Consider the following 20,587-nt stretch of genomic DNA (forward strand, 5'->3'; position numbering starts at 1 on the left):
GCCACTGGACGCTACAGACCGTGAAGCCGCGCGGTCGCAGGTGACCTTCGCTGGTGCAAGGTCGATACTTCCAGTAGCCCTGGGCTCAGCCGCTAAGCTCACGAGGAGACACCCATGAGGATGTTGATCAACGTGCCGGAGACCGTCGTGGCGGACGCGCTGCGCGGGATGGCGGCCGCGTATCCCGACCTGACCGTGGACGTGGAGAACCGGGTGATCGTCCGCCGGGACGCTCCGGTGGCCGGGCAGGTCGCACTGGTGTCCGGTGGCGGGTCGGGGCACGAGCCGCTGCACGGCGGGTTCGTCGGCCCGGGCATGCTCTCCGCCGCCTGTCCCGGAGAGGTGTTCACCTCGCCGGTGCCGGACCAGATGGCGCGGGCCGCGGCCGCCGTGGACAGCGGCGCCGGGGTGCTGTTCATCGTGAAGAACTACACCGGTGACGTGCTCAACTTCGACATGGCGGCCGAACTGGCCGAGGACGAGGGCATCCAGGTCGCCAAGGTGCTGGTGAACGACGACGTGGCGGTCACCGACAGCCTCTACACGGCGGGGCGGCGCGGCACCGGCGCGACGCTGTTCGTGGAGAAGATCGCGGGCGCCGCCGCGGCCGAGGGGCAGCCGCTGGAGCGGGTCGAGTCCATCGGGCGTCAGGTGAACGAGAACTCCCGGAGTTTCGGTGTCGCGCTCAGCGCCTGTACGACCCCGGCGAAGGGCTCCCCCACCTTCGATCTGCCGGACGGCGAACTGGAGTTGGGCATCGGCATCCACGGCGAGCCGGGCCGGGAGCGGCGGCCGATGATGACCTCCGGGGAGATCGCCGACTTCGCGGTGAACGCGATCCTGGAGGACATGCCGCCGCGCAGCCCCGTGCTGGTGCTGGTCAACGGCATGGGTGCCACGCCCCTGCTGGAGCTGTTCGGCTTCAACGCCGAGGTGCAGCGGGTGCTGCGCGAGCGCGGGGTGGCCGTGGCCCGCACCCTCGTCGGCAACTATGTCACCTCGCTGGACATGGCGGGCGCCTCGGTGACGCTCTGTCAGGCCGACGAGGAGCTGCTGCGGTTGTGGGACGCGCCGGTGAAGACCCCGGCGCTGCGCTGGGGGATGTGATACGGCGGACGAGGCGACCATCAGCCGTAGCACGCCGGTCAACACCCCTACCACGCAAGGAGATCCAGTGCTCGACGCCGACTTCTTCCGCCGTTGGATGGCGGCGGCCGCCGCTTCCGTCAACCGTGAGGCGGACCGGCTCACCGACCTCGACTCGGCCATCGGGGACGCCGACCACGGCAGCAATCTGCAGCGCGGCTTCACGGCCGTGACGACCGCCCTGGAGAAGGAGGCGCCGGACACCCCGGGTGGGATCCTGGTCCTCGCCGGGCGGCAGCTCATCTCGACGGTGGGCGGCGCGTCCGGGCCGCTTTACGGCACGCTGCTGCGCCGGACCGGCAAGGCGCTCGGCGACGCCGCCGAGGTCAGCGAGCAGCAGCTGGCCGAGGCTCTGCGCGCGGGCGTGGACGGGGTGATGGCGCTCGGCGGGGCGGCCCCCGGCGACAAGACCATGATCGACGCCCTGTTGCCGGCCGTGGACGCGCTGGGCGAGGGCTTCGCCGCGGCGCGGGCCGCCGCCGAGGAGGGCGCGGTGGCCACCACGCCGTTGCAGGCCCGCAAGGGCCGGGCGAGTTATCTCGGCGAGCGCAGCATCGGCCACCAGGACCCGGGGGCCACCTCGTCGGCACTGCTCGTCGCCGGACTGGAAGAAGCGGCCGCGGCGGCGGAGGGCTGAGGTGAGCGAGGGGAAGGTGGTCGGGATCGTGCTGGTGTCGCACAGCGCGGAGGTGGCCGCCTCGGTCGCCGAGCTGGCGAAGGGCCTGGCGGGCGGGGCCCCGGCGGTGCCCGTGGCCCCGGCGGGCGGCACCGAGGACGGCGGGCTCGGCACCAGCGCCGAGCTGATCTCGGCCGCGGCGGCCGCGGTGGACCGGGGCGCCGGTGTCGCGGTGCTCACCGACCTGGGCAGTGCCGTGCTCACCGTGAAGGCGCTGATCGCCGAGGGCGACGAACTGCCGGACGGCACACGGCTGGTGGACGCGCCGTTCGTCGAGGGCGCGGTGGCCGCGGTGGTCACGGCCGCCGCGGGTGCCGGCCTGGACGCGGTGGAGGCCGCGGCGACGGAGGCGTACGGCTACCGCAAGGTGTGAGAGGGCCACGGGGGCCGGCCGGTCACTTGTTCGCGATGAACAGCCTGGCCAGCCGCTGCCCCATGGCCGTCGCCGCCGCCTGGTCCTCGATCGGGTCCACGCGGGAGTTCTTGAAGACGATGTAGGTGACATCGGAGGGCGCCCCGCCGCCGCGCGGGTCGGTCCGGATGCCGAGGCCGCGGGCGGTGGCGTAGGAGGCCTCACCGATGAGGTCGCTCGGACCGGTGTCGCCGACCACGGCGTACTGCACCCGGTCCCGGTAGACGACGGCTGCCACGGAACCGCCCTGTACGCCCTGCTTGCGGGGGTTCCAGATGCGGCTCGCTTCGGGGATCACGATGTAGGGCAGGGTCTCGGCGTTCAGATGGCGGCCGTCGGACTGCTGGTAGGCGGTCATGGTGGCGAACTGGGGGTCGGTACGGCTGTTGCAGCGGCGGGTGGACTGTCCGTCGCAGTCGACGTCCAGGTCGGCCTTCCAGTAGACGGCGTCCCTGGTGTCGCAGACGGGCACCGTCGCGGGGCTGCCGGCGTCGGTGCGGTACCGGCCCCGGGAGACCTGGTGGCACTCGCCCAGCCCGGCCATCAGGTCGGCGGCGGCCACGGCGGCCTCGCCGCGGTCCGCGGGCCGTTCATGGGGCGGGACGGCGGCGGCCGGGACGGGCAGCGCGGCCGGAGCGAGCAGGGCGGCGCCGGCCGCGGCCAGCGTCAACGACTGGACACGCACGATGAGGGACCCTCTCGTCGGGGACATGGACATTCAGCCCACTCTGCGGCGGGTCCACGCCCCCGGCCGTCCGGGCCGCTCCGAAGGGGCCGGATGGAGCACGCCTCTGACACCCCTGTGAGGGACGGCGGGAGCCAGTGCGGTGACAGTGACAACAGGGGCCGGGGATCCGGGCCGAAGCCGGTCCGGATCCCCGGGCCACCCGCGTCGGCGCGGGATCGGCGACGACAGCGTGTCCGCGCCACAGGCATGAACTGCCCTGCCCTCTCGGGCAGTTCAGCCGTAGGGAGCCTCAGCATACGTAACGCCCCGGGATGGTCACCAACGCGGGTCACCCGTGCGGCCCTTGGTCGGTCACTCACCCGGACGCTCACGGTCACCCACGCGGCCCCGCAGGGGTCACCCGTCCGGCCCTCTTGCCGCGCCCGCACCCACGCGCCATATTGGTCCGGACCTTTACGTGATGCCCATGCCGCCGTCCCGGGGGAGGCAGAGCCGTGCGACGCGTTCCCTGGCCGCTCGTCCTGGTCTGCGGGGCTCTGCTGCTGGTCGCGTCCTGCGGCTGGAGTCGGGCCGCCGAGAGCGACGAAGGCCGGGCGCCCGGTGCCCCGACCGGGGTCACCGCGCAGGCGGGCAGCGCTACGAGCGTGCACGTGATGTGGAACGCGGTGCCGGACGAGCCCGGCATCCGCGGCTACGAGGTATATCGCGGCGCCACGAAGGTGGAGGAAGTGCCGGGCTCGCAGCACATGGTGGACGTCACCAGGCTCAGGCCGTCCACTGTGTATGCCTTCACCGTGCGGGCCCGGGACACCGAGGGCCGGCTCGGCCCGCCGAGCCAGGCTGTGCGGGCCAGGACCCCGGCCATGGTGGCCGCGGACCGCTCGGCGCCGACCCGGCCGTCGAGTCCTACCGGGCGGGCCGTGGGCAGCCGGGAGGTCCAGCTGTCCTGGGGCGCCTCCCGGGACGACCGGGGCGTGGTGTCGTACGACATCTGGCAGGGCGGGGCGAAGATCCACAGCGTCGGTGGGAACCAGACCGCGACCGTGGTCACCGGACTGCGCCCCGGCACCGGGTACGTCTTCACGGTGCGCGCCCGCGACGCCGCCGGCAACCTCTCCCCCGCCGGCGCCCCGGTCCGCCTCACCACCCCGGGCACCGACGACGGCCGCAACACCGCGCCCACCGCCTTCACCGCGACGACGCACCGGGCCGGCGGGGCGTACTACATCGATCTGTCCTGGGACCCGCCGCGCGTGGACGGAGTGATCACCGAGTACCAGATCCGCCTCGACGGCACGGCGGCCACCTCGCTGGTGTGGGGCGGCACACCCCCGCGCGGGCGGGCGAGCTACAGCTTCTACGCCGGCCGGAGCGCGGGCGAGGAACACCGGGTACGACTGCGGGCGCGACTCCCGGACGGCACCTGGGGCGGCTGGTCGCCGGAGCGGACGGTGACCATGGGCAGCTGACGGGCACAGCGACCAACCCAGGGCGCGGGGAACCGCGCGCGCAACCAGGAACCGGCCGCACCCGCCCACGTACGGATCCCGGCGGACGAGCAGGCCCACCCACCTTGCGCTGTACGAAGGAAACCGTCACCCGACCGGATGCCCAACGGGTGCGGGCCCGCCCGGGGCCGCGTTGGCTGCTGCCCATGCACACCTCGCGACTCCTCGTCCGCTCCGGACTGACCCTGGCGGCCGCCGCGGCGCTCCCGGCGGCCCTCGCCGGGCCGGCCGCCGCGGCCTCGGGCATCTCGGTCAGCACCACCGGGTCCACCGTCTCGGTGGTCACCAGCGCGTGCTCCGAGATCAACGGAAGCTGGGGCAACGCGGCCCTGCTCACCAGCAAGCAGGCGAACTTCGCCCAGGGGCGTCAGGTGACCCTGGCGGGCACGTCCGTCAGCCAGTCCGCGGCCTGGTCGCGGGTGAGCCCGGGGACGTACACCGTGGTCGTGGTCTGTTCGAGCGGCAGCACGGCGGGCACCCAGTCGGTGATCGTCTCCTCCGGTACGGGGCCGACGATCTCGTCGACGGCCTCGCCGGCTCCCTCCCGGGGTGTGCTGGGCGGCCTGGGCGGAACCGCCCGGGACTACGGCCCGCTGACGCTGGGCATCGGCGCGGCCCTGGTCGGCACGGGGGTGATCGCCACGGGCTGGTATCTGCGCCGCCGCTCGAAGCCGTACCGGCTCTGAGCGGTCGTACCGACTCCGAGCGGTCGTGCCCGGCTCCGAGCGGTCGTGCCGGCGCCGGCGCGGGAGTCAGCCGGCGTCGGGCAGTTCGGTGAACTCCGCCAGGGCGTGGCTGAGCCACTGGGTCCAGAAGGTCTCCAGGTCGATGCCGGCCCGCAGCACGAGGTGGCGCAGCCGGTCCTCGGGGGCGTCCCGGTCCGGCGGGAAGTCGCGCGTCTCGATCTCCTGGTACACGGCCAACTGCCGCCGGTGCAGCTCCAGATGGCGGCGCAGATCCGCCTCCAGGCCCGCCGTGCCGACCACGGCCGCGGCCCGCAGCCGCAGCAGGAGCACGTCCCGCTGGGGCTTGGGGTCCTGTGCGGCGGCGGTCCAGCGGGCCAGTTCGGCGCGGCCCGCGGGCAGCACCTCGTAGCTCTTCTTCTGCCCGCGGGCCGGCTGCTCGGCCGGCAGGGTGCGGATGAGGCCCTCGGCCTCCAGCTTCCCCAGCTCGCGATAGATCTGCTGGTGCGTCGCGGACCAGAAGTACCCGATCGACTTGTCGAACCGGCGGGTCAGTTCCAGTCCCGACGACGGCTTTTCCAGCAGGGCGGTGAGGATCGCGTGCGGGAGTGACATGGGCTCATCCTAGGGAGGTGCGCGAGGCGCCCTACAGCGCCGCCGCCAGCTCCGTGCCCTGCTTGATGGCCCGCTTGGCGTCGAGCTCGGCCGCGACGTCCGCGCCGCCGATCAGATGGACGCTGCGCCCGGCCGCGGCCAGCTCCTCGTAAAGGTCGCGGCGCGGCTCCTGGCCGGTGCACAGGACCACCGTGTCGACCTCCAGGACCGTGCTCTCCTCGCCGACGGTGATGTGCAGGCCGGCGTCGTCGATCCGGTCGTAGCGGACGCCCGGGACCATGGTCACGCCGCGGTGCTTGAGCTCGGTGCGGTGGATCCAGCCGGTGGTCTTGCCGAGGCCGGCGCCGACCTTGGTGGTCTTGCGCTGGAGCAGGTGGACCTGGCGGGGCGGGGCGGGCCGCTCGGGCGCGGCGAGGCCGCCCGGCGTACGGTAGTCCAGGTCCACGCCCCAGTTCCGGAAGTACGTCTGCGGGTCCTCGCTCGCCTTGTCGCCGCCGTCGGTGAGGTACTCGGCCACGTCGAAGCCGATGCCGCCGGCGCCCAGGATGGCGACCCGGTCGCCCACGGGGGCGCCGTCCCGCAGCACGTCGAGGTAGCCGAGGACGCGGGGGTGGTCGACGCCGGGGATGTCCGGGGTGCGCGGGGTGACGCCGGTGGCGACCACGACCTCGTCGTAGCCGGTCAGGGTCTCGGCGGTGGCCCAGGTGTCGAGGCGTACGTCGACCCCGTGGGCGTCGAGCTGGTGGCGGAAGTAGCGCAGCGTCTCGTCGAACTCCTGCTTGCCGGGGACCTTGCGGGCGACGTTGAGCTGGCCGCCGATCTCGCTCGCGGCGTCGAAGAGCGTGACCTCGTGGCCGCGTTCGGCGGCGGAGACGGCGCAGGCGAGGCCGGCGGGACCTGCCCCGACGACGGCGACGCGCTTCTTCAGCCGGGTCGGGGAGAGCACCAGCTCGGTCTCGTGGCAGGCGCGCGGGTTGACCAGGCAGGAGGTGATCTGCCCGCTGAAGGTGTGGTCGAGGCAGGCCTGGTTGCAGCCGATGCAGGTGTTGATGGCCTCCGGTGTGCCGGCGGCGGCCTTGGCGACGAAGTCGGGGTCGGCGAGCATCGGGCGGGCCATGGAGACCATGTCGGCGTAGCCGTCGGCGAGCAACTCCTCGGCGACTTCCGGGGTATTGATGCGGTTGGTGGTCACCAGCGGCAGGGAGACCTCGCCCATGAGCTTCTTGGTGACCCAGGTGTAGGCGCCGCGCGGGACCGAGGTGGCGATGGTCGGGATGCGGGCCTCGTGCCAGCCGATGCCGGTGTTGATGATCGTCGCGCCCGCGGCCTCGACCGCCTTGCCGAGGGTGATCACCTCCTCCAGGGAGGAGCCGCCCGGGACGAGGTCGAGCATGGAGAGCCGGTAGATGACGATGAAGTCCTCGCCGACGGCCTCGCGTACGCGCTTGACGATCTCGACGGGGAAGCGCATCCGGTTCTCGTAGGAGCCGCCCCAGCGGTCGGTGCGCTGGTTGGTCCGGGCGGCGATGAACTCGTTGATCAGGTAGCCCTCGGAGCCCATGATCTCCACGCCGTCGTAGCCGGCCTGCCGGGCGAGGCGGGCGGCGCGGGCGTAGTCGTCGATGGTCCGCTCGACGTCGGCGTCGGTCAGTTCGCGCGGTACGAAGGGGCTGATCGGCGCCTGCAGCGGGCTCGGCGCGACGAGGTCCTGGTGGTAGGCGTACCGCCCGAAGTGCAGGATCTGCATCGCGATCCGGCCGCCCTCGCGGTGCACCGCCTCGGTGACGGCCTTGTGCCGCTCGGCCTCCGCCTCGGTGGTGAGCTTGGCACCGCCCTCGTACGGCCGTCCCTCGTCGTTGGGCGCGATACCGCCGGTGACGATGAGCCCGACACCCCCACGCGCACGGGCCGCGTAGAACGCCGCCATCCGCTCGAAGCCACGCTCGGCCTCCTCCAGGCCGACGTGCATGGAGCCCATGAGCACGCGGTTGGGCAGCGTGGTGAAGCCCAGGTCGAGCGGGGTCATCAGGTGCGGGTAACGGCTCATCGGGGCCCTCCGTGCGCGGTGTCGTCGCCTCTTGTTGTAGAGGAAGCCCGCTCCTTTATGCAACTAGTTGCACAACCACCGAGGCGTGACACCAACCACTCTGCGCAGTACGCCCCGGCCGACGCGGAGTCGGCCGGGGCGCTGCCGTGGTACGGAGGGGGTCAGCGGCTCTGCAGGCGAAGGTGGAGGTCCCTTTCCTGGTCGCCGGAGGCCGTGCAGGTCTCCTCGACGGTGAACATCGAGTCCAGGGTGTGCCGGAACCGGTCCACGGCCCAGTAGCCGCCCTGGACGTCCGCCTGGACGGACGCGCCGAGGTGGACCGGCGGGCAGCCCGGCCCGCGGGCGTCGGCGACGTCGTACGTGCCGAGCCACACCATCGGCCGGACCTCGTGGAGCTGCTGCGGTATCTCGTCCGGACCCCGGTCGGACGCGAAGCACGAGCTCAGCGCGTCGAAGACGAGGCGGGCGTCCTCCTTGGTCCCGCTGATCTCCACCGTGACGGTTTCGGGATGCGACCGCTCCGTGCGTGCCATTGATCGCTCCTTTCGTGGCCGTGCTGCGGTGGAGCGGGGTACCCCGCCGAACCGCGTCCATCCCCCAGGAAAGCACCACCCGCCGGTCGGCACACCCCCAGGCGGGCTCAGCCGCGGGAGAACTTGTACGTCTTGCTGTCCGTCAGGATGCAGAAGCCGGGCGACATCACGATCACGCGCAGGATCCCGGTGCGACGGTCGTAGTCGATGCCCTCTACCTCGAAGGTGCCGGAGCAGCCGCTCCGCAGCGGAAGCCGGCGCAGAGCGGTGACATGCCCGGTGACGTCTCCGGAGCCGCTCGGCGCGGCGGAGAGGTCGATCTGCAGCAGCGGCTTGGTCATGCCGAAGAGGCTGCCGTCCGGGTCGTCGGAGGAGCACAGCAGGGTGGTGGGGCCGGAGAAGTCGCAGCCCTGGACGTCCCGGACGGCGTGGTCCAGGTTGACGTTGGAGGCCTGCGGGAGGTTCACCGAGGGCGAGGTGCTCGGATTGACACCGGGGGTCGGGAAGATCAGCAGGCGGTTCATCGTGCCCCACTCGCCCGAGAGCATCCACTGGCCGTCGGGCGAGATCGCGTCCCAGGAGTTGTTCAGGGCCTCGCCGGGGCTCAGCGTGTGGACGTACTCCGACCAGGTGCCGTCGGGCGCCTGCACGCGGTACATCTTCGAGTTGCCGGAATCCTGCTGGTAGGGCTCGATGTAGTAGCCGTTGTAGGAGGCGTCGGGATCGCCGACGTGGTTCCAGCCGCGGCTGGAGACACTGAAGGGAATCGTGCCGATACCGGTGTACCGGTTGGGGCTGTTCGCCGGGACCTCGACGGAGGTCAGCCCCTGGCTCTCGTCCAGCGGGCGGGCGCGGTCGGAGCCGGTCTCGGTCCAGCTGTCGGCCGCGGAGGCGGGCACGGGCGCGGCGAGGGGCACGACTGCGGCGGTGGCGAGGGTGACGAGTCCGGCGAGAACTGCGTGACAACGTTGCCGGGCGGACGCGGGCATGGCCGACTCCTCGGAGGGGGCGGGGGCACGGAAGACACTCGGTCGGCGGACAGTCTGGCGTGGCGTGATGGTCATGTACAGACCAATAGCGCAACATGAGCGTGAACTCTCCCGGTCCGCCGCAGGGGCGTGCAGGATGTCCGGGAGAGCGGGCGGCCCCGGCGTGGAGGCTTCGGCGGACGTGCACCACTGTGGTGAGAGATGGTGGAGGTAACCGGCGAAGGCGCCGGAGAGTCGGGTGTGAGCTCGGTGGATCAAGGGGAGTCGGCACGGGGGACGACGTGCCGTGCGAACGGGCGAAGGCGGTACAGGGCATGAGCGCAGCCGAGGCTCCGGCGACCGGGGGCAGGGAGCCCGCGCGCGGGCCGGTGCGTCCCGGCGGTCTCCTCGACGTGCTGGGCGTGGCATCGGTGGTGCTGGACACCGATGGCCGGATCGTGCTGTGGAGCCCGCAGGCGGAGGAGCTGTTCGGCTACACCGCGCAAGAGGCCCTCGGTCAGTACGCGGCCCGGCTGATGGTGCACGAGCGGCACCTCGAACTGGTCGGCAAGCTGTTCGCCGATGTGATGCGCACCGGCCAGAGCTGGGCCGGGGGCTTCCCGATCCGCCACAAGGACGGCAGCACCCGCCTGGTGGAGTTCCGCAACATGCGGCTGCTGGACGACCGCGGTGACGTGTACGCGCTCGGGCTCTGCGCCGACCAGTCGACCGTCCGGCGCCTCGAGCAGGACGTGGCGCTGTCCGAGCGGGTGGTGAGACAGTCGCCGGTCGGCTACGCCGTCCTGGACACCCAGCTGCGGTTCGTCTCGGTCAACCCGGCCCTGGAGAAGATCAACGGGGTGCCGGCCGCCGAGCACGTGGGACGGACGCTGCGCGAGGTGCTGCCCATGCTGAACTCCGAATCCATCGCGGCCGACGCCCGGCGGGTGCTGGACACCGGTGTGCCGGTGATCGACAACACGCTGGTCGGCCGCACCCCCGCCGACCCGGACGAGGACCACACCTGGGCGCATTCGCTGTACCGGCTCGACGACGCGATGGGCAACGTGCTCGGCGTCGCGGTCTCGGTGGTCGACATCACCGAGCAGCACCGCGCGTCACTGGAGACGGAGGCGGCCCGGCGGCGGCTCGCGATCATCGCCGACGCCTCCGCCCGGATCGGTACGACGCTCGAACTGGACCGCACCGCCTGCGAGCTGGCCGAGGTCGCCGTACCGGAACTCGCCGACGTGGCCGCCGTGGATCTGCTGGACTCGGTGGTGGAGGGCCGGCCCAGCACCCTCGGCCCGTCGGAGGCGGCGGTGATCCGGGCCCTCGCGGTGCGCCCCCAGGACGGCTCGGACGCCGTACGGGCCGCCGACACGCCCGGCCGGATCGCCCGGTACGCACCCGACCGCCTGGTCACCGAGTGTGTGCGCTCGGGCGAGGCGGTGCTGGTGCCGCAGGTGAAGGACGAGGACCTGCCGCGCATCGCCCGCTCCCCCGAGGCGGCCGAACTGCTGGGCCGGGCGGGACTGCACTCGTACCTCGCGGTGCCGCTGATCGCGCGCGGCGAGGTGCTCGGCGCTCTGGACCTCAAGCGCACCCGCAATCCGGAGCCGTTCGGCGAGGACGACGTCCTGCTCGCCCGGGAGCTGGCGGCCCGCGCCGCCGTGCAGATCGACAACGCGCGCTGGTACCAGAACGCCCGCAACACCGCGCTCACCCTGCAGCGCAGTCTGCTGCCCAGCCGCCCGCCGGTCACGATGGGGCTGGAGGTGGCCTCCCGCTACCAGCCCGCCGGGGCGACCAGCGAGGTCGGCGGCGACTGGTTCGACGTCATTCCGCTGGAGGGCGGCAAGACCGCGCTCGTGGTGGGCGATGTCATGGGCAGCGGCATCAGCGCGGCCGCGACCATGGGCCGGCTGCGCACGGCGACCACCACATTGGCCTCGCTCGACCTCGACCCGGCGCTGCTGTTGGAGCACCTGGACAAGACGACGTCGGCCCTGGACCACTCCATCGCGACCTGTGTGTACGCCGTCCACGATCCGCATCTGCGGCAGTGCCGGATCGCCAACGCCGGTCATCTGCCGCCGGCCCATCTCCGCCCGGGCCGGCCGCCGGTACTGCTCGACCTGCCGACCGGGGTGCCGCTGGGCGTGGGCGGGGTCGCGTTCTCCACCGTCACCGTCGACTTCGAGCCCGGCGACGAGCTGGTGTTCTACACCGACGGCCTGGTGGAGACCCGCCGCCACTCCCTGGACGAACGCCTGGACTTCCTGCTGTCCCTGCTCGACACCCCGGCCCGCCCCCTGGAGGAGACCTGCGACCTCCTCCTGCGCACCCTGCACCACCCCGACAACCACGACGACGTCGCCCTGCTCATCGCCCGGGCCCAGGAACTGCCGTAGCCGGGGGTCCGGCCGGGGCGTGTGTCAGGGCCGTACGCCGATCAGTACGTGCGCGGACAGCTCCTCCGACTCCGCCAGACGGGTCGTCAGGCCCGCGTCCCTGAAGGCACGCTCGGCGGCAGGTGCCTGGCGTTCACTGGTCTCGGTCAGCAGACAGCCGCCCGGCGCCAGCCACTCGGGCGCCCCGGCGGCCACCCGGCGCAGCACGTCCAGGCCGTCCGCGCCGCCGTCCAGGGCGACGCGCGGTTCATGGTCGCGGGCCTCCGCCGGCAGCAGGGGCAGTTCGACGGTGGGGACATAGGGCACGTTGGCGGTGAGGATGCCTACGCGGCCGCGCAGCCCGGCGGGCAGCGCGGCGTAGAGGTCGCCCTCGTGGGCCCGGCCGCCGAAGGCGGCGAGGTTGCGGCGGGCACACCGTACGGCGGCCGGGTCGATGTCGGCGGCGTGCACCTCGGCGCCGTCCAAGGCGGCCGCGAGGGCCGCGCCGAGTGCGCCGGATCCGCAGCACAGGTCCACGACCACGGTCGCCCGCGCTGCGTGGACCAGCGCCTGGTCGACCAGGAACTCCGTACGGCGGCGGGGGACGAACACCCCCGGTTCCACCGCGACGCGCACTCCGTGGAACTCGGCCCAGCCCAGGATGTGTTCGAGCGGGTGCCCGGCGGCGCGCCGTGCCACCATCGAGGCCACTTCCTCGGGCGTGCGCGCGGTGGCGAGAATCAACTCCGCCTCGTCCTCGGCGAAGACGCACCCGGCGGCACGCAGCGCGGAGACGACGGCGGAAGGGGAGGAAGAGGAGGCAGACGAGGCAGGAGAGGAAGGGGAACCAAGAGCAGACATGGGGCCGAAAGCCTTTCGCGGCGCGAGACTTGAGGGCGCTCTCGCGCTCACCGGCTCAGCGGCCGCGACCGTCCGCGACCGGACGGCCACCATACCCCAAGGTGCGCGGCCTGTTTCGGGCGGGAAAAACGCCTGGCGCGGTGGCGGGCGGGCCGTTACGCTCGCGGCGATGACCATCCATTCGACTTACCGATTGGGGGTCCCGTCCGCGCAAGGTGAGCGCTGATGCTCCCTTCCACCGCGTACGGGGATTCCCGGCTGTCGTTGTGGCTCCGCGTACGGACGTACGCCGTGCCACCGTCCATGATCGAGCTCGCCACCAGCCGCCGCGCGGCCGGCGACTGGGCCGGGGCCTGTGCCGCCGCCCGGATCGACGTCGACCTCGATCTGCGTTCCGTCGCCCGCGCCCACGGCCGCGAGCTCGCGGCCCGGCTCCGCGCCGACCTCCGCCATCTCGCCCCCGACCTGCTGCGCTGGCACATGCCGAGGATCGCGCCCGATGGGCTGCTGCGCCCGGGCCTGACCCTCACACTGGCCCGGTACGAACGTCCCGGCCGGGCCGGCCCGCTGCACCTCGTGGCCCGTACTCCGCCTGCCTGGGCGGACGCCGGCCAGCGGATCGGCCTCGCCCTGTGGGATCCGGCCGACCCGCCCACCGGCCGCCATCCGCATCCCCGCCCAAGCCGCCGCTACCGGCTCGATCTGCACCGGCACCTGTGGGACGCGCGCCGGGCCGGTGAGCTGCGGGACCGGTCGGGTGCCGACGGACCCGCACCGCCGGACAGCGATCCGCTGGGGCTCGTACAACCCGGGCAGGGCTGTGCCGTCGGCCGGTGGGCAGCCGAGGCGGACATCCTGCTGCGCGCCGAGGGACGGCACGACGGCGCCTTCGCCGTACGGCTCGGCAGCCGCCGCCGGCTGGTCCTGACGGTGGCCGCGGGCGAGGGCATGGACCCGGCCGAGCGCAGGAACGGGGCCGAACCCCCCGGGACCAAACACGCAAGCGGGACCGAACCCGCCGGGGCCAAGCGCCTGGGCGGGACCGAGCACAGGGACGGGACCAAACCGGCCGGGGCCAAGCACGTGGGCCGGGCCGAACCCGCCGGGGCCAAACGCCTGAGCACAGCCGAACCGGCCGGGGACGAACCCGCTGGGGCCGAGCGCAGGGACGGGACCGAACCCCCCGGGACCAAACACACAAGCGGGACCGAACCCGCCGGGGCCGAGCGTGTGGGCCGGGTCGGGTGTCGGCGTGGCGTTGAAGCAGGCGGGAGCGGGCACCGGTGTCGGGCCGAACCGGCGGGCGGCGGCCCGGGGCCGCTCCCGGACGCCGGTCACGCGTGCCTTGCCGCGGACGGTTGCGGTGCGCCAAGCCTTCTGCGCGTCGCCGAGCTTCCGCCGGGTGGGCTCTCCGCCGTGCCGGTGCTGCCCGACGCGGCGACCTGGATCCCGCCCGACCTCGAACTCCTGCGCGCCGGCCTGATCACGCCGGACCGGCTGCATCCGCTGGTCGCCGCCGCGCTGGCGCCCGGTCACCGGACGGAGGGTTCTTTCCAGGACGCCGATCCGGTGGCGCGGGCGCGGCTTGTGGAGTGCCGGGGAGCCACGCACCGGCTCGGCCTGGTCGACGGCGTTCTGGTGCCGCTGGACCACGACCCGGACGAGATCCGGCGCGAGGAGCTGCTGTTCGCGCTCGGCGGGCCGCCCCTGCCCTGTCTGCGGGTCATCGACGAGGCGCACCGGCGTCCGGACTGCCTCGCCGGGGTGCGGGAACGGCTGGACCACGGCGACACCGTCGGCGCCCTGGCCGTGGTCGAGGGGCTGCTGGGCCCCGGCGCGGTGCTGCGCGAGGGGCCGCTGCGGGACGAACTGGCGGCGGCCGCCGAGCGGCGCATCGCCTACGGACTGTACCGGGCCGGTCTGACCGGCCCCGGTCACGCCCCCGCCGACCCGTACCGCAACCGGGCCCGCCACGACCGCCACCACCGGCGCGGCGCATCCGCGTTCCGCTGAACTCCCTTGCTCAACCGCCCACTTCGTCGAATACGGCAGTGAGCACCGAATCGCCTTCCTCTCCTGCCGACCTCACATCCCTCAGGTGATCCCACATGACTGCTTCCACTGCTCCCGTCTCCTCCTCCCCTGAACTCGGCGTCGCCGAAGCCCTGTTGACCCTGCTGCGCGACACGACCTCCGAACCGCGCACCGACATCCAGCTGGAGGCGCTGACCCTGGCCGTGGCCGCCGACCTTCCGGTGCTGCTGTGGGGTGAGCCCGGCATCGGCAAGACGGCGGCGCTGACCCAGCTGGCCACCGCCCTGGACCTGCCGTTGACCACCGTGATCGCGAGCGTCCACGAACCGTCCGACTTCTCGGGCCTGCCCGTCGTCGGCGACGATCCGGCGGTGCAGGGGGTCCCGATGGCCCCGCCGGACTGGGCCGTGCGGCTGGTGCGGGCCGGGCGGGGACTGCTGTTCCTGGACGAGCTGTCCACCGCTCCCCCGGCGGTGCAGGCGGCCCTGCTGCGGCTGGTGCTGGAGCGGCGGATCGGGGCCCTGCGGCTGCCGCCCGGGGTACGGATCGTGGCCGCCGCGAACCCGCGCTCCTCGGCGGCCGACGGCTGGGAGCTGAGCCCGCCGCTGGCCAACCGGTTCGTGCATCTGCAGTGGGCCCACGACCACGACGTCGTCGTACGGGGCCTCGGCGGGACCTGGCCCCGGGCGACCCTGCCCCGGCTGGCCCCGGAGCGGCTGCCGGATGCCGTGGCCTTCGCCCGGCGCGCGGTGTGCGAGTTCCTCGTGGCGCGGCCGGGGCTGGTCCACCGGCTGCCGAGCGGGGAGAGCCTCCGGGGCGGCGCGTGGCCGTCGCCCCGGAGCTGGGAGGCGACCCTGCGGCTGATCGCCTTCGCGACCGCCGCCGGATCGTCGCGGGACGTGCTGTCGCTGCTGGTCCGCGGCACCGTGGGGGACGGTCCCGGTCTTGAGCTGCTGGCGAGCCTGGACCGGATGGACCTGCCCGACCCCGAGACGGTGCTCGCCGACCCGGCGGGCGCCGAGCTTCCCGAGCGCGGGGACCTGCGGCAGGCCGTGCTGGACGGGGTGGTGGACGCGGTCCGCAAGCGGCCGGAGCGGGCCCGCTGGGACGCGGCCTGGGCGGTGCTGGTGCGGGCGATGGAGACCGGGGCACCGGACGTGGTGGTCGTCCCGGCGACCACACTCGCCTCCCTGCGCCGGGAGGACTGGGACATACCGGCGGCGATCGAGCGGCTCGCCGGGGTGGTGTCGCTGTCCCGGCGGGCCGACGAGGCCGCGCGTACGGCTGGTGCCCGCCGATGACAGCGGACGCGCCGGGCGCGCTGGACCTCGGCAAGCTCTTCGCCGCGCGGCTGCACGCGGCCCGTGTCCGGCCGTACCTGGCGACTGCGCTGTTCGCGTTGCGACCGGTGGAGTCACGGGAGGTGCCGACGATGGGCGTCGACCGGTACTGGCGCTGCTATGTGTCACCGGCGTTCGTGGACCGTACCCCGGTGGCGGAGCTGGCGGCGGTGTGGGTGCACGAGGTGGCACACCTGCTGCGCGACCATCACGGGCGCAGCGACCGGTACGCCCGGGAACACCGGCTGACCGGGCCCGCGGAGCGCCTGCGGATGAACATCGCCGCGGACTGCGAGATCAACGACGATGTGTACGGCGACGGGCTGCCGCGGCCTGAAGGCGCCGTGACTCCGGGGAAGTTGGGGCTTCGCGACGGCGAGCTGATGGAGGACTACCTGCGGCAGTTCCGGCTGGGGCCGCGCCTGGAGCGGCTGGCCTGGCTGGACTGCGGCAGCGGCGCGGACGGGCTCGGCCGGGGGTGGGAGCTGGGGCCCGGTGGTGCGCACGGGCTGAGCGAGCAGGAGCGGGACGCGGTCCGGTTCCGGGTGGCGCAGGGCATCAAGGGCCGCCCGGGCAGTGCGCCGGACGGCTGGCGGCGGTGGGCGCAGGAGGTGTTCCATCCGCCGCAGCCGTGGCGCCAGCTGCTGGGCTCGGCGCTGCGCTCGGCGGTCTCCGCTCCGGGTGCGGGCGAGGACTACCGCTACGGCAGGCCGGCGCGGCGTTCGGCCGGGCTGCCCGGGGTCGTGCTGCCGAGTCTGCGGCAGCGGCCGCCTCGGGTGTGCGTGGTCGTCGACACCTCGGGCTCGGTCAGCGACGCCGAACTGGGCAGCGCGCTGCTGGAGGTGGCCGCGATCTGCCGGGCCCTCGGCGGCCGCCGGGACCTGGTCTCCGTGTTGTCCTGCGATGCCGCGGCCCGGACGGTGCAGCCGCTGTGCCGGACGGAGGGCATCGAGCTGGTGGGCGGCGGCGGGACGGATCTGCGCGCCGGGTTCGCGCGGGCGCTGCGGACGTGTCCCGATGTGGTGGTGGTCCTGACCGACGGTCAGACCCCGTGGCCGGCGGCGCGACCGGCGTGCCGGACGGTGGTGGGGCTGTTTCCACGGACCGGCGGGTCGTACGACGAGGACGATCCCGACTACCGTCCGGACGCCCCGCCGGCGTGGGCGCGGGTGGTGACGATCGGGTCGGCGGCGCGGTGACGGGATGACGTGCCGGTGGCGGGGGCCGCTTCCGGTGACATGCCGGCAGGGAGCCCCGCCCGTCGCCGGGCGCGCTCCCTGTACCGGGCCGGCATCGGGTCAGACGCCGACGGTCTCCTCGACCTCTTCCTCGGCCTCCTCCGTGGCCGCCCGCTCCGCCTCGCGCTCGGCCGACGCCACGGCGGGCACGGGCGCGGGCATGGGCTCGGTCGTGGTCACGGCCGTGGTCGCGGTGCCGGTACCGGTGTGGCCGGCCGCGTACCGGGCCTGCCGGGGCCGCTCGTACAGGGCTGCGATCCCGGTCACGACCAGTCCCACCAGCAGCCAGACCACGAGGGTCCACGCATGGCGCGCGAGGCCGTCGTCGCCGAAGTAGAGCAGGCTGCGGACGCCCTCGACGAAGCCGGCGCCGTTCCAGAAGGCGTGCAGGGTGCCGAAGAAGCCGTTCTGCAGCTCGGGGCGGAACAACCCGCCGGAGCTGGTGAAGTTGAGCATCACGAACAGCACCATCATGGTGAGCGTGGTCCACCGCTTGAGGAAGGTGTGCAGGCCGACGCCGATGAAGAGGATGCCGGCCGAGTACAGCCAGGCCATGCCCCACACGCCCGCGAGGTCGTGGTGGGCGAGGTGGAACACCGGTCCGGCGAGCAGCGCGCCGATGCCGCTGACCACGGCGGACACGCCGAGCGCGAGCAGTGCCCGTACCCGCATCGCGAGGGCGGCGCCCGCGGCACCGAGGGCGGCGACCGAGGCGTAGGAGCCGATGCTGAGGGCGATCAGCAGGAAGAACAGGCCTTGGCCCGTGGGGTCGTCGGCGACCGGCTCGGCCACGTCGGTGACCTTCAGCGGCAGGCCCTCCTTGGCGGCGACCGGCGTGAAGACCTTCTCGACGGCCGTGGCACCCATGTCGGAGGCGGCACTCGCCACAAGCAGCTCGGGCGCCTTGGCGCTCGGCACATAGGCGCCGGTCACAGCGCGGGACTTCAGCAGGTCGACGGCGTCGGCGCGGGTCGTGACCGTGCGGACGTCGAGCTTGTCCCCGGCGGTGTCCTTGACCGTCTGGGCGAAGACCTTCGCCTGCGGGGCGCTGCCGACGACGGCGACGGGCAGGTGGTGCGGCTCCGGGGTCACAAAGGCCCCCATGTACGCGAGCCCCATGCCTATGCACATCAGCAGCGGGGTGATCAGGTGCGTGAGCACATGGCGCAGTGCCGGTGACCTCATGGCGCGCGAACCTCCGAAGGTTGGCTTATACAACTTCCTCTTCAAGTTGTACTATACAACTAGAACGCCGGAGGAGGTATTCCCGTGAGCACAGCGGAGTCGGCCGTCGAGACGATCCAGCGCGAGATGACGATCTTCGCCCGCCGGGCCCGGGCCTCGGCGGGCCGTACGCACCCCGAGCTGTCGCTGGTGTCGTACACCCTGCTCGCCCATCTGGAGGAACAGGGCGGCTGCCGGGCGACGGACCTGGCGGCGCACTACGCCCTGGACAAGTCCACGGTCAGCCGCCAGGTGGCCGCACTGGAGCGGGCCGGGCTGATCGAGCGCCGGCTGGACCCGGAGGACCACCGGGTCCAGGTGCTGCACCCCACGGCGGCCGGCCGGGAGATCCTCGACCAGGTCACCCGCAGCCGCCGGGCCGCCTTCCGCGAGCGGCTCGCGGGCTGGCCGGAGGAAGACCTGGTGCGCTTCGCGGCCTACCTGGAGCGGTACAACGCGGGTCCGGGCGGGGAAGGGTCCGGCTGACCGGCAGCCCCCGGGGGTCCTCCGCGTCGTGGGGGTCACGCCACCGGTAGTGCGGTCCGGTCGTTCGCCAGCCGCTCCGGGGCACGTGCCGCAAGGAACTTGGTACGACGGCGCAGCCCGAAGCCCAGGGACTCGTACAGACGGATCGCGTTGGTGTTCGTGGCGCTCGCGTGCAGGAACGGTGTCTCGCCGCGCTCCCGGATGCCGTGCGCGACCGCGAGGATCAGCCGGGTGCCGAGGCCCTCGCCGCGGTGGGCGGGGTCGGTGCAGACCGCGCTGATCTCGGTCCAGCCCGGCGGGTGCAGCCGCTCCCCCGCCATGGCGATCAGCGCGCCGCCGCGGCGGATACCGAGGTAGGTGCCGAGTTCGACGGTGCGCGACAGGAACGGTCCGGGCCGGGTGCGGGCCACGAGGTCGAGCATCTCGGGTATGTCCGCCGGGCCGAGGCGGACCGCCTCCGGGTCCGGCGCGGCGGCGAGGCCGTCGTCCACCAGCTGCACGCCGTCCACCTGGAAGGTGACCTCCCAGCCCGCCGGCACCGCACCGCGGTAGCCCGGCAGCGGGATCTCCGCGCCGGGGCCGGTCAGCGCGGCCAGGTCCGCCCAGTCCCGCGCGTCCGGGTCGTCGGGCAGCGCCAGCCAGGGGGAGACGTCCACCGGGTAGCGCAGCACACGGCCGCGCCGCTCGGCGAAGTGCGCGTGCGGGCCGGTCAGCGAGGCGAGGGCGGGGTTGTCGAGGACGTGCGGGAGGTCGCCTACGGCCCGGCCGGAGCCGCCCGCGCCGGCTATGAGGCTCACGAGGACACCTCGATCACGATCTTGCCGAGGGTGTGCCCCTCCTCGACGGCACGCAGCGCCTGGCCTGCCTCCTCCAGCGGGAAGACACGGATGACGTGCGGCTTCAGGGCACCACGTACGGCGAGATCGGCCAGCGCGTCCAGAACGGCGGCCGTGCGGGCCCGCTGGACGCGGTCGCCGCCGAGGGCGGCGACGGCCTCGACCGGGGAGCCGGCGGTGACCAGCTTGCTCCGGTCCTTCAGCAGCTCGGCGGCCTCGGTGAGCACCGGGCCGCCCACCAGGTCGTAGACCCCGTCGATCCCGTCGGGCGCGGCGGCCCGCACCCGCTCGGCCAGGTCGGGCCCGGAGGCCACGTGCACGGCGCCCAGCGACTCCACGAAGTCCCTCTTGCCCTCGCTCGCCACACCCACGACCCGTTGTCCGAAGGCGCGGGCGATCTGCACGACCGCGCTGCCGACCCCGCCACCCGCGCCCGTCACCAGCAGCGTCGAGCCCCCGGGCAGATCGAGCTGGCGGACGCCGTCGTAGGCGGTGGCCGCGGCGACCGGGAGGGTGGCGGCGTCACGGAAGGACAGCGCCGCGGGCTTGTGGGCGGTCACGTCGGCGGTGAGCAGGGCGTACTCGGCGTACCCGCCGTGGGCGGTGCTGCCGAACACCTCGTCGCCGGCGGCGAAGCCGGTGACTCCCGGGCCGGCCTCCTCGACGACGCCGGCGGCCTCGCTGCCGAAGACCGTGGGAAAGGCGCGCCCGCTCTCGCCGGGGCGGCGGAAACCCTGGCGTAGCTTCCAGTCGACGGGATTGACGCCCGCCGCACGGACGGCGATCAGGATCTCGCCGGGGCCGGGGCTCGGGCGGTCCAGGTCGATCAGCGCCTCGGTCTCCGGACCTCCGTGCCGCGTGTAGACATACGCCTTGGGCATGCTCGTTCCTCGCTCTCT

19 protein-coding genes are annotated in these 20,587 nt (G+C 73.5%); 10 read left to right on the forward strand and 9 right to left on the reverse strand.

Translation table 11 applies throughout. The features are described 5' to 3' along the window. The first annotated feature begins 114 nt into the window (after positions 1-114). From dhaK to ACWC0C_RS15150, 3 genes are all read left to right on the forward strand, one after another. Positions 115-1,107: a dihydroxyacetone kinase subunit DhaK gene (gene dhaK, locus ACWC0C_RS15140; protein ID WP_449196228.1), complete on the forward strand. Its 993-nt coding sequence runs from the start codon at positions 115-117 to the stop codon at positions 1,105-1,107. 67 nt (positions 1,108-1,174) lie between these two features. Beyond that, on the forward strand, positions 1,175-1,783 hold the full coding sequence (gene dhaL, locus ACWC0C_RS15145) for a dihydroxyacetone kinase subunit DhaL (protein WP_450864309.1): 609 nt from the start codon (positions 1,175-1,177) through the stop codon (positions 1,781-1,783). Between the two features lies 1 nt (position 1,784). Continuing rightward, entirely contained in the window at positions 1,785-2,195 is a 411-nt protein-coding gene (locus ACWC0C_RS15150) for a PTS-dependent dihydroxyacetone kinase phosphotransferase subunit DhaM (RefSeq protein ID WP_450864310.1), read from the forward strand. A gap of 22 nt (positions 2,196-2,217) precedes the next feature. On the opposite strand, the gene ACWC0C_RS15155 is transcribed toward ACWC0C_RS15150, so the two are convergent. Continuing rightward, positions 2,218-2,919, reverse strand: coding sequence for a glycoside hydrolase family 75 protein (locus ACWC0C_RS15155; protein ID WP_449196225.1), 702 nt, complete (start codon positions 2,917-2,919; stop codon positions 2,218-2,220). Between the two features lie 497 nt (positions 2,920-3,416). Between ACWC0C_RS15155 and ACWC0C_RS15160 the strand changes: the two genes are divergently transcribed. Then, the gene (locus ACWC0C_RS15160; protein ID WP_450864313.1) at positions 3,417-4,391 is read left to right on the forward strand and encodes a fibronectin type III domain-containing protein; all 975 of its coding nucleotides are present in this window, start codon (positions 3,417-3,419) and stop codon (positions 4,389-4,391) included. A gap of 185 nt (positions 4,392-4,576) precedes the next feature. Further along, positions 4,577-5,116, forward strand: coding sequence for a hypothetical protein (locus tag ACWC0C_RS15165; RefSeq protein WP_450864315.1), 540 nt, complete (start codon positions 4,577-4,579; stop codon positions 5,114-5,116). A gap of 66 nt (positions 5,117-5,182) precedes the next feature. Here ACWC0C_RS15165 and ACWC0C_RS15170 read toward each other — a convergent pair whose 3' ends face one another. The 4 genes from ACWC0C_RS15170 to ACWC0C_RS15185 all read right to left on the reverse strand — a co-directional run bounded on the left by ACWC0C_RS15170 (position 5,183) and on the right by ACWC0C_RS15185 (position 9,297). Continuing rightward, positions 5,183-5,728: a PadR family transcriptional regulator gene (locus ACWC0C_RS15170; protein ID WP_449196222.1), complete on the reverse strand. Its 546-nt coding sequence runs from the start codon at positions 5,726-5,728 to the stop codon at positions 5,183-5,185. 31 nt (positions 5,729-5,759) lie between these two features. After that, positions 5,760-7,775 carry an oxidoreductase gene (locus ACWC0C_RS15175; protein ID WP_449196221.1) on the reverse strand — a complete coding sequence of 672 codons (2,016 nt, stop codon included), beginning with the start codon at positions 7,773-7,775 and terminating at the stop codon, positions 5,760-5,762. A 161-nt stretch (positions 7,776-7,936) separates the two neighbouring features. Beyond that, positions 7,937-8,308: a hypothetical protein gene (locus ACWC0C_RS15180; RefSeq protein WP_449196220.1), complete on the reverse strand. Its 372-nt coding sequence runs from the start codon at positions 8,306-8,308 to the stop codon at positions 7,937-7,939. A 107-nt stretch (positions 8,309-8,415) separates the two neighbouring features. Beyond that, entirely contained in the window at positions 8,416-9,297 is an 882-nt protein-coding gene (locus ACWC0C_RS15185; protein ID WP_450864318.1) for a hypothetical protein, read from the reverse strand. 314 nt (positions 9,298-9,611) lie between these two features. Between ACWC0C_RS15185 and ACWC0C_RS15190 the strand changes: the two genes are divergently transcribed. Next, a complete protein-coding gene (locus tag ACWC0C_RS15190) occupies positions 9,612-11,690 on the forward strand; it encodes a SpoIIE family protein phosphatase (protein WP_450864319.1) in 2,079 nt (692 codons plus the stop codon). Between the two features lie 24 nt (positions 11,691-11,714). On the opposite strand, the gene ACWC0C_RS15195 is transcribed toward ACWC0C_RS15190, so the two are convergent. After that, positions 11,715-12,530 carry a putative protein N(5)-glutamine methyltransferase gene (locus ACWC0C_RS15195; RefSeq protein WP_450864321.1) on the reverse strand — a complete coding sequence of 272 codons (816 nt, stop codon included), beginning with the start codon at positions 12,528-12,530 and terminating at the stop codon, positions 11,715-11,717. Positions 12,531-12,755: 225 nt separating this feature from the next. Here ACWC0C_RS15195 and ACWC0C_RS15200 point away from each other — a divergent pair, with 225 nt between their 5' ends. From ACWC0C_RS15200 to ACWC0C_RS15210, 3 genes are all read left to right on the forward strand, one after another. Then, the gene (locus ACWC0C_RS15200) at positions 12,756-14,543 is read left to right on the forward strand and encodes a hypothetical protein (RefSeq protein WP_450864322.1); all 1,788 of its coding nucleotides are present in this window, start codon (positions 12,756-12,758) and stop codon (positions 14,541-14,543) included. A 95-nt stretch (positions 14,544-14,638) separates the two neighbouring features. Beyond that, a complete protein-coding gene (locus tag ACWC0C_RS15205; protein WP_450864324.1) occupies positions 14,639-15,865 on the forward strand; it encodes an AAA family ATPase in 1,227 nt (408 codons plus the stop codon). Next, positions 15,862-17,103, forward strand: a complete 1,242-nt coding sequence (locus tag ACWC0C_RS15210; RefSeq protein ID WP_450864326.1) for a vWA domain-containing protein — start codon at positions 15,862-15,864, stop codon at positions 17,101-17,103. Before ACWC0C_RS15205 ends, ACWC0C_RS15210 begins: the two co-directional genes overlap by 4 nt. Before the next feature lie 99 nt (positions 17,104-17,202). Here ACWC0C_RS15210 and ACWC0C_RS15215 read toward each other — a convergent pair whose 3' ends face one another. Beyond that, positions 17,203-18,327, reverse strand: coding sequence for a hypothetical protein (locus tag ACWC0C_RS15215; RefSeq protein ID WP_450864328.1), 1,125 nt, complete (start codon positions 18,325-18,327; stop codon positions 17,203-17,205). A 126-nt stretch (positions 18,328-18,453) separates the two neighbouring features. Here ACWC0C_RS15215 and ACWC0C_RS15220 point away from each other — a divergent pair, with 126 nt between their 5' ends. Further along, on the forward strand, positions 18,454-18,852 hold the full coding sequence (locus ACWC0C_RS15220; protein WP_450864513.1) for a MarR family winged helix-turn-helix transcriptional regulator: 399 nt from the start codon (positions 18,454-18,456) through the stop codon (positions 18,850-18,852). A 35-nt stretch (positions 18,853-18,887) separates the two neighbouring features. Here ACWC0C_RS15220 and ACWC0C_RS15225 read toward each other — a convergent pair whose 3' ends face one another. Both ACWC0C_RS15225 and ACWC0C_RS15230 read right to left on the reverse strand, forming a co-directional pair. After that, on the reverse strand, positions 18,888-19,649 hold the full coding sequence (locus ACWC0C_RS15225; protein ID WP_450864330.1) for a GNAT family N-acetyltransferase: 762 nt from the start codon (positions 19,647-19,649) through the stop codon (positions 18,888-18,890). Next, positions 19,646-20,569 (reverse strand): NADP-dependent oxidoreductase, encoded by a 924-nt coding sequence (locus ACWC0C_RS15230; protein WP_449196210.1) that lies wholly within the window; start codon positions 20,567-20,569, stop codon positions 19,646-19,648. The genes ACWC0C_RS15225 and ACWC0C_RS15230 overlap by 4 nt, the downstream gene beginning before the upstream one ends. Positions 20,570-20,587: the final 18 nt, after the last annotated feature.

The sequence above is a fragment of the Streptomyces sp. NPDC001709 genome, from assembly GCF_053596375.1.

What these genes read in the sequence shown, in the direction of transcription:
- ACWC0C_RS15200 (WP_450864322.1), top strand. Translation starts at nt 12,756, where the DNA reads ATGCTCCCTTCCACCGCGTACGGGGATTCCCGGCTGTCGTTGTGGCTC.
- ACWC0C_RS15165 (WP_450864315.1), top strand. Translation starts at nt 4,577, where the DNA reads ATGCACACCTCGCGACTCCTCGTCCGCTCCGGACTGACCCTGGCGGCC.
- ACWC0C_RS15230 (WP_449196210.1), bottom strand. Translation starts at nt 20,569, where the DNA reads ATGCCCAAGGCGTATGTCTACACGCGGCACGGAGGTCCGGAGACCGAG.
- ACWC0C_RS15185 (WP_450864318.1), bottom strand. Translation starts at nt 9,297, where the DNA reads ATGCCCGCGTCCGCCCGGCAACGTTGTCACGCAGTTCTCGCCGGACTC.
- dhaK (WP_449196228.1), top strand. Translation starts at nt 115, where the DNA reads ATGAGGATGTTGATCAACGTGCCGGAGACCGTCGTGGCGGACGCGCTG.
- ACWC0C_RS15190 (WP_450864319.1), top strand. Translation starts at nt 9,612, where the DNA reads ATGAGCGCAGCCGAGGCTCCGGCGACCGGGGGCAGGGAGCCCGCGCGC.
- ACWC0C_RS15215 (WP_450864328.1), bottom strand. Translation starts at nt 18,327, where the DNA reads ATGAGGTCACCGGCACTGCGCCATGTGCTCACGCACCTGATCACCCCG.
- ACWC0C_RS15180 (WP_449196220.1), bottom strand. Translation starts at nt 8,308, where the DNA reads ATGGCACGCACGGAGCGGTCGCATCCCGAAACCGTCACGGTGGAGATC.
- ACWC0C_RS15220 (WP_450864513.1), top strand. Translation starts at nt 18,454, where the DNA reads ATGACGATCTTCGCCCGCCGGGCCCGGGCCTCGGCGGGCCGTACGCAC.
- ACWC0C_RS15175 (WP_449196221.1), bottom strand. Translation starts at nt 7,775, where the DNA reads ATGAGCCGTTACCCGCACCTGATGACCCCGCTCGACCTGGGCTTCACC.
- ACWC0C_RS15170 (WP_449196222.1), bottom strand. Translation starts at nt 5,728, where the DNA reads ATGTCACTCCCGCACGCGATCCTCACCGCCCTGCTGGAAAAGCCGTCG.
- ACWC0C_RS15205 (WP_450864324.1), top strand. Translation starts at nt 14,639, where the DNA reads ATGACTGCTTCCACTGCTCCCGTCTCCTCCTCCCCTGAACTCGGCGTC.
- ACWC0C_RS15195 (WP_450864321.1), bottom strand. Translation starts at nt 12,530, where the DNA reads ATGTCTGCTCTTGGTTCCCCTTCCTCTCCTGCCTCGTCTGCCTCCTCT.
- ACWC0C_RS15210 (WP_450864326.1), top strand. Translation starts at nt 15,862, where the DNA reads ATGACAGCGGACGCGCCGGGCGCGCTGGACCTCGGCAAGCTCTTCGCC.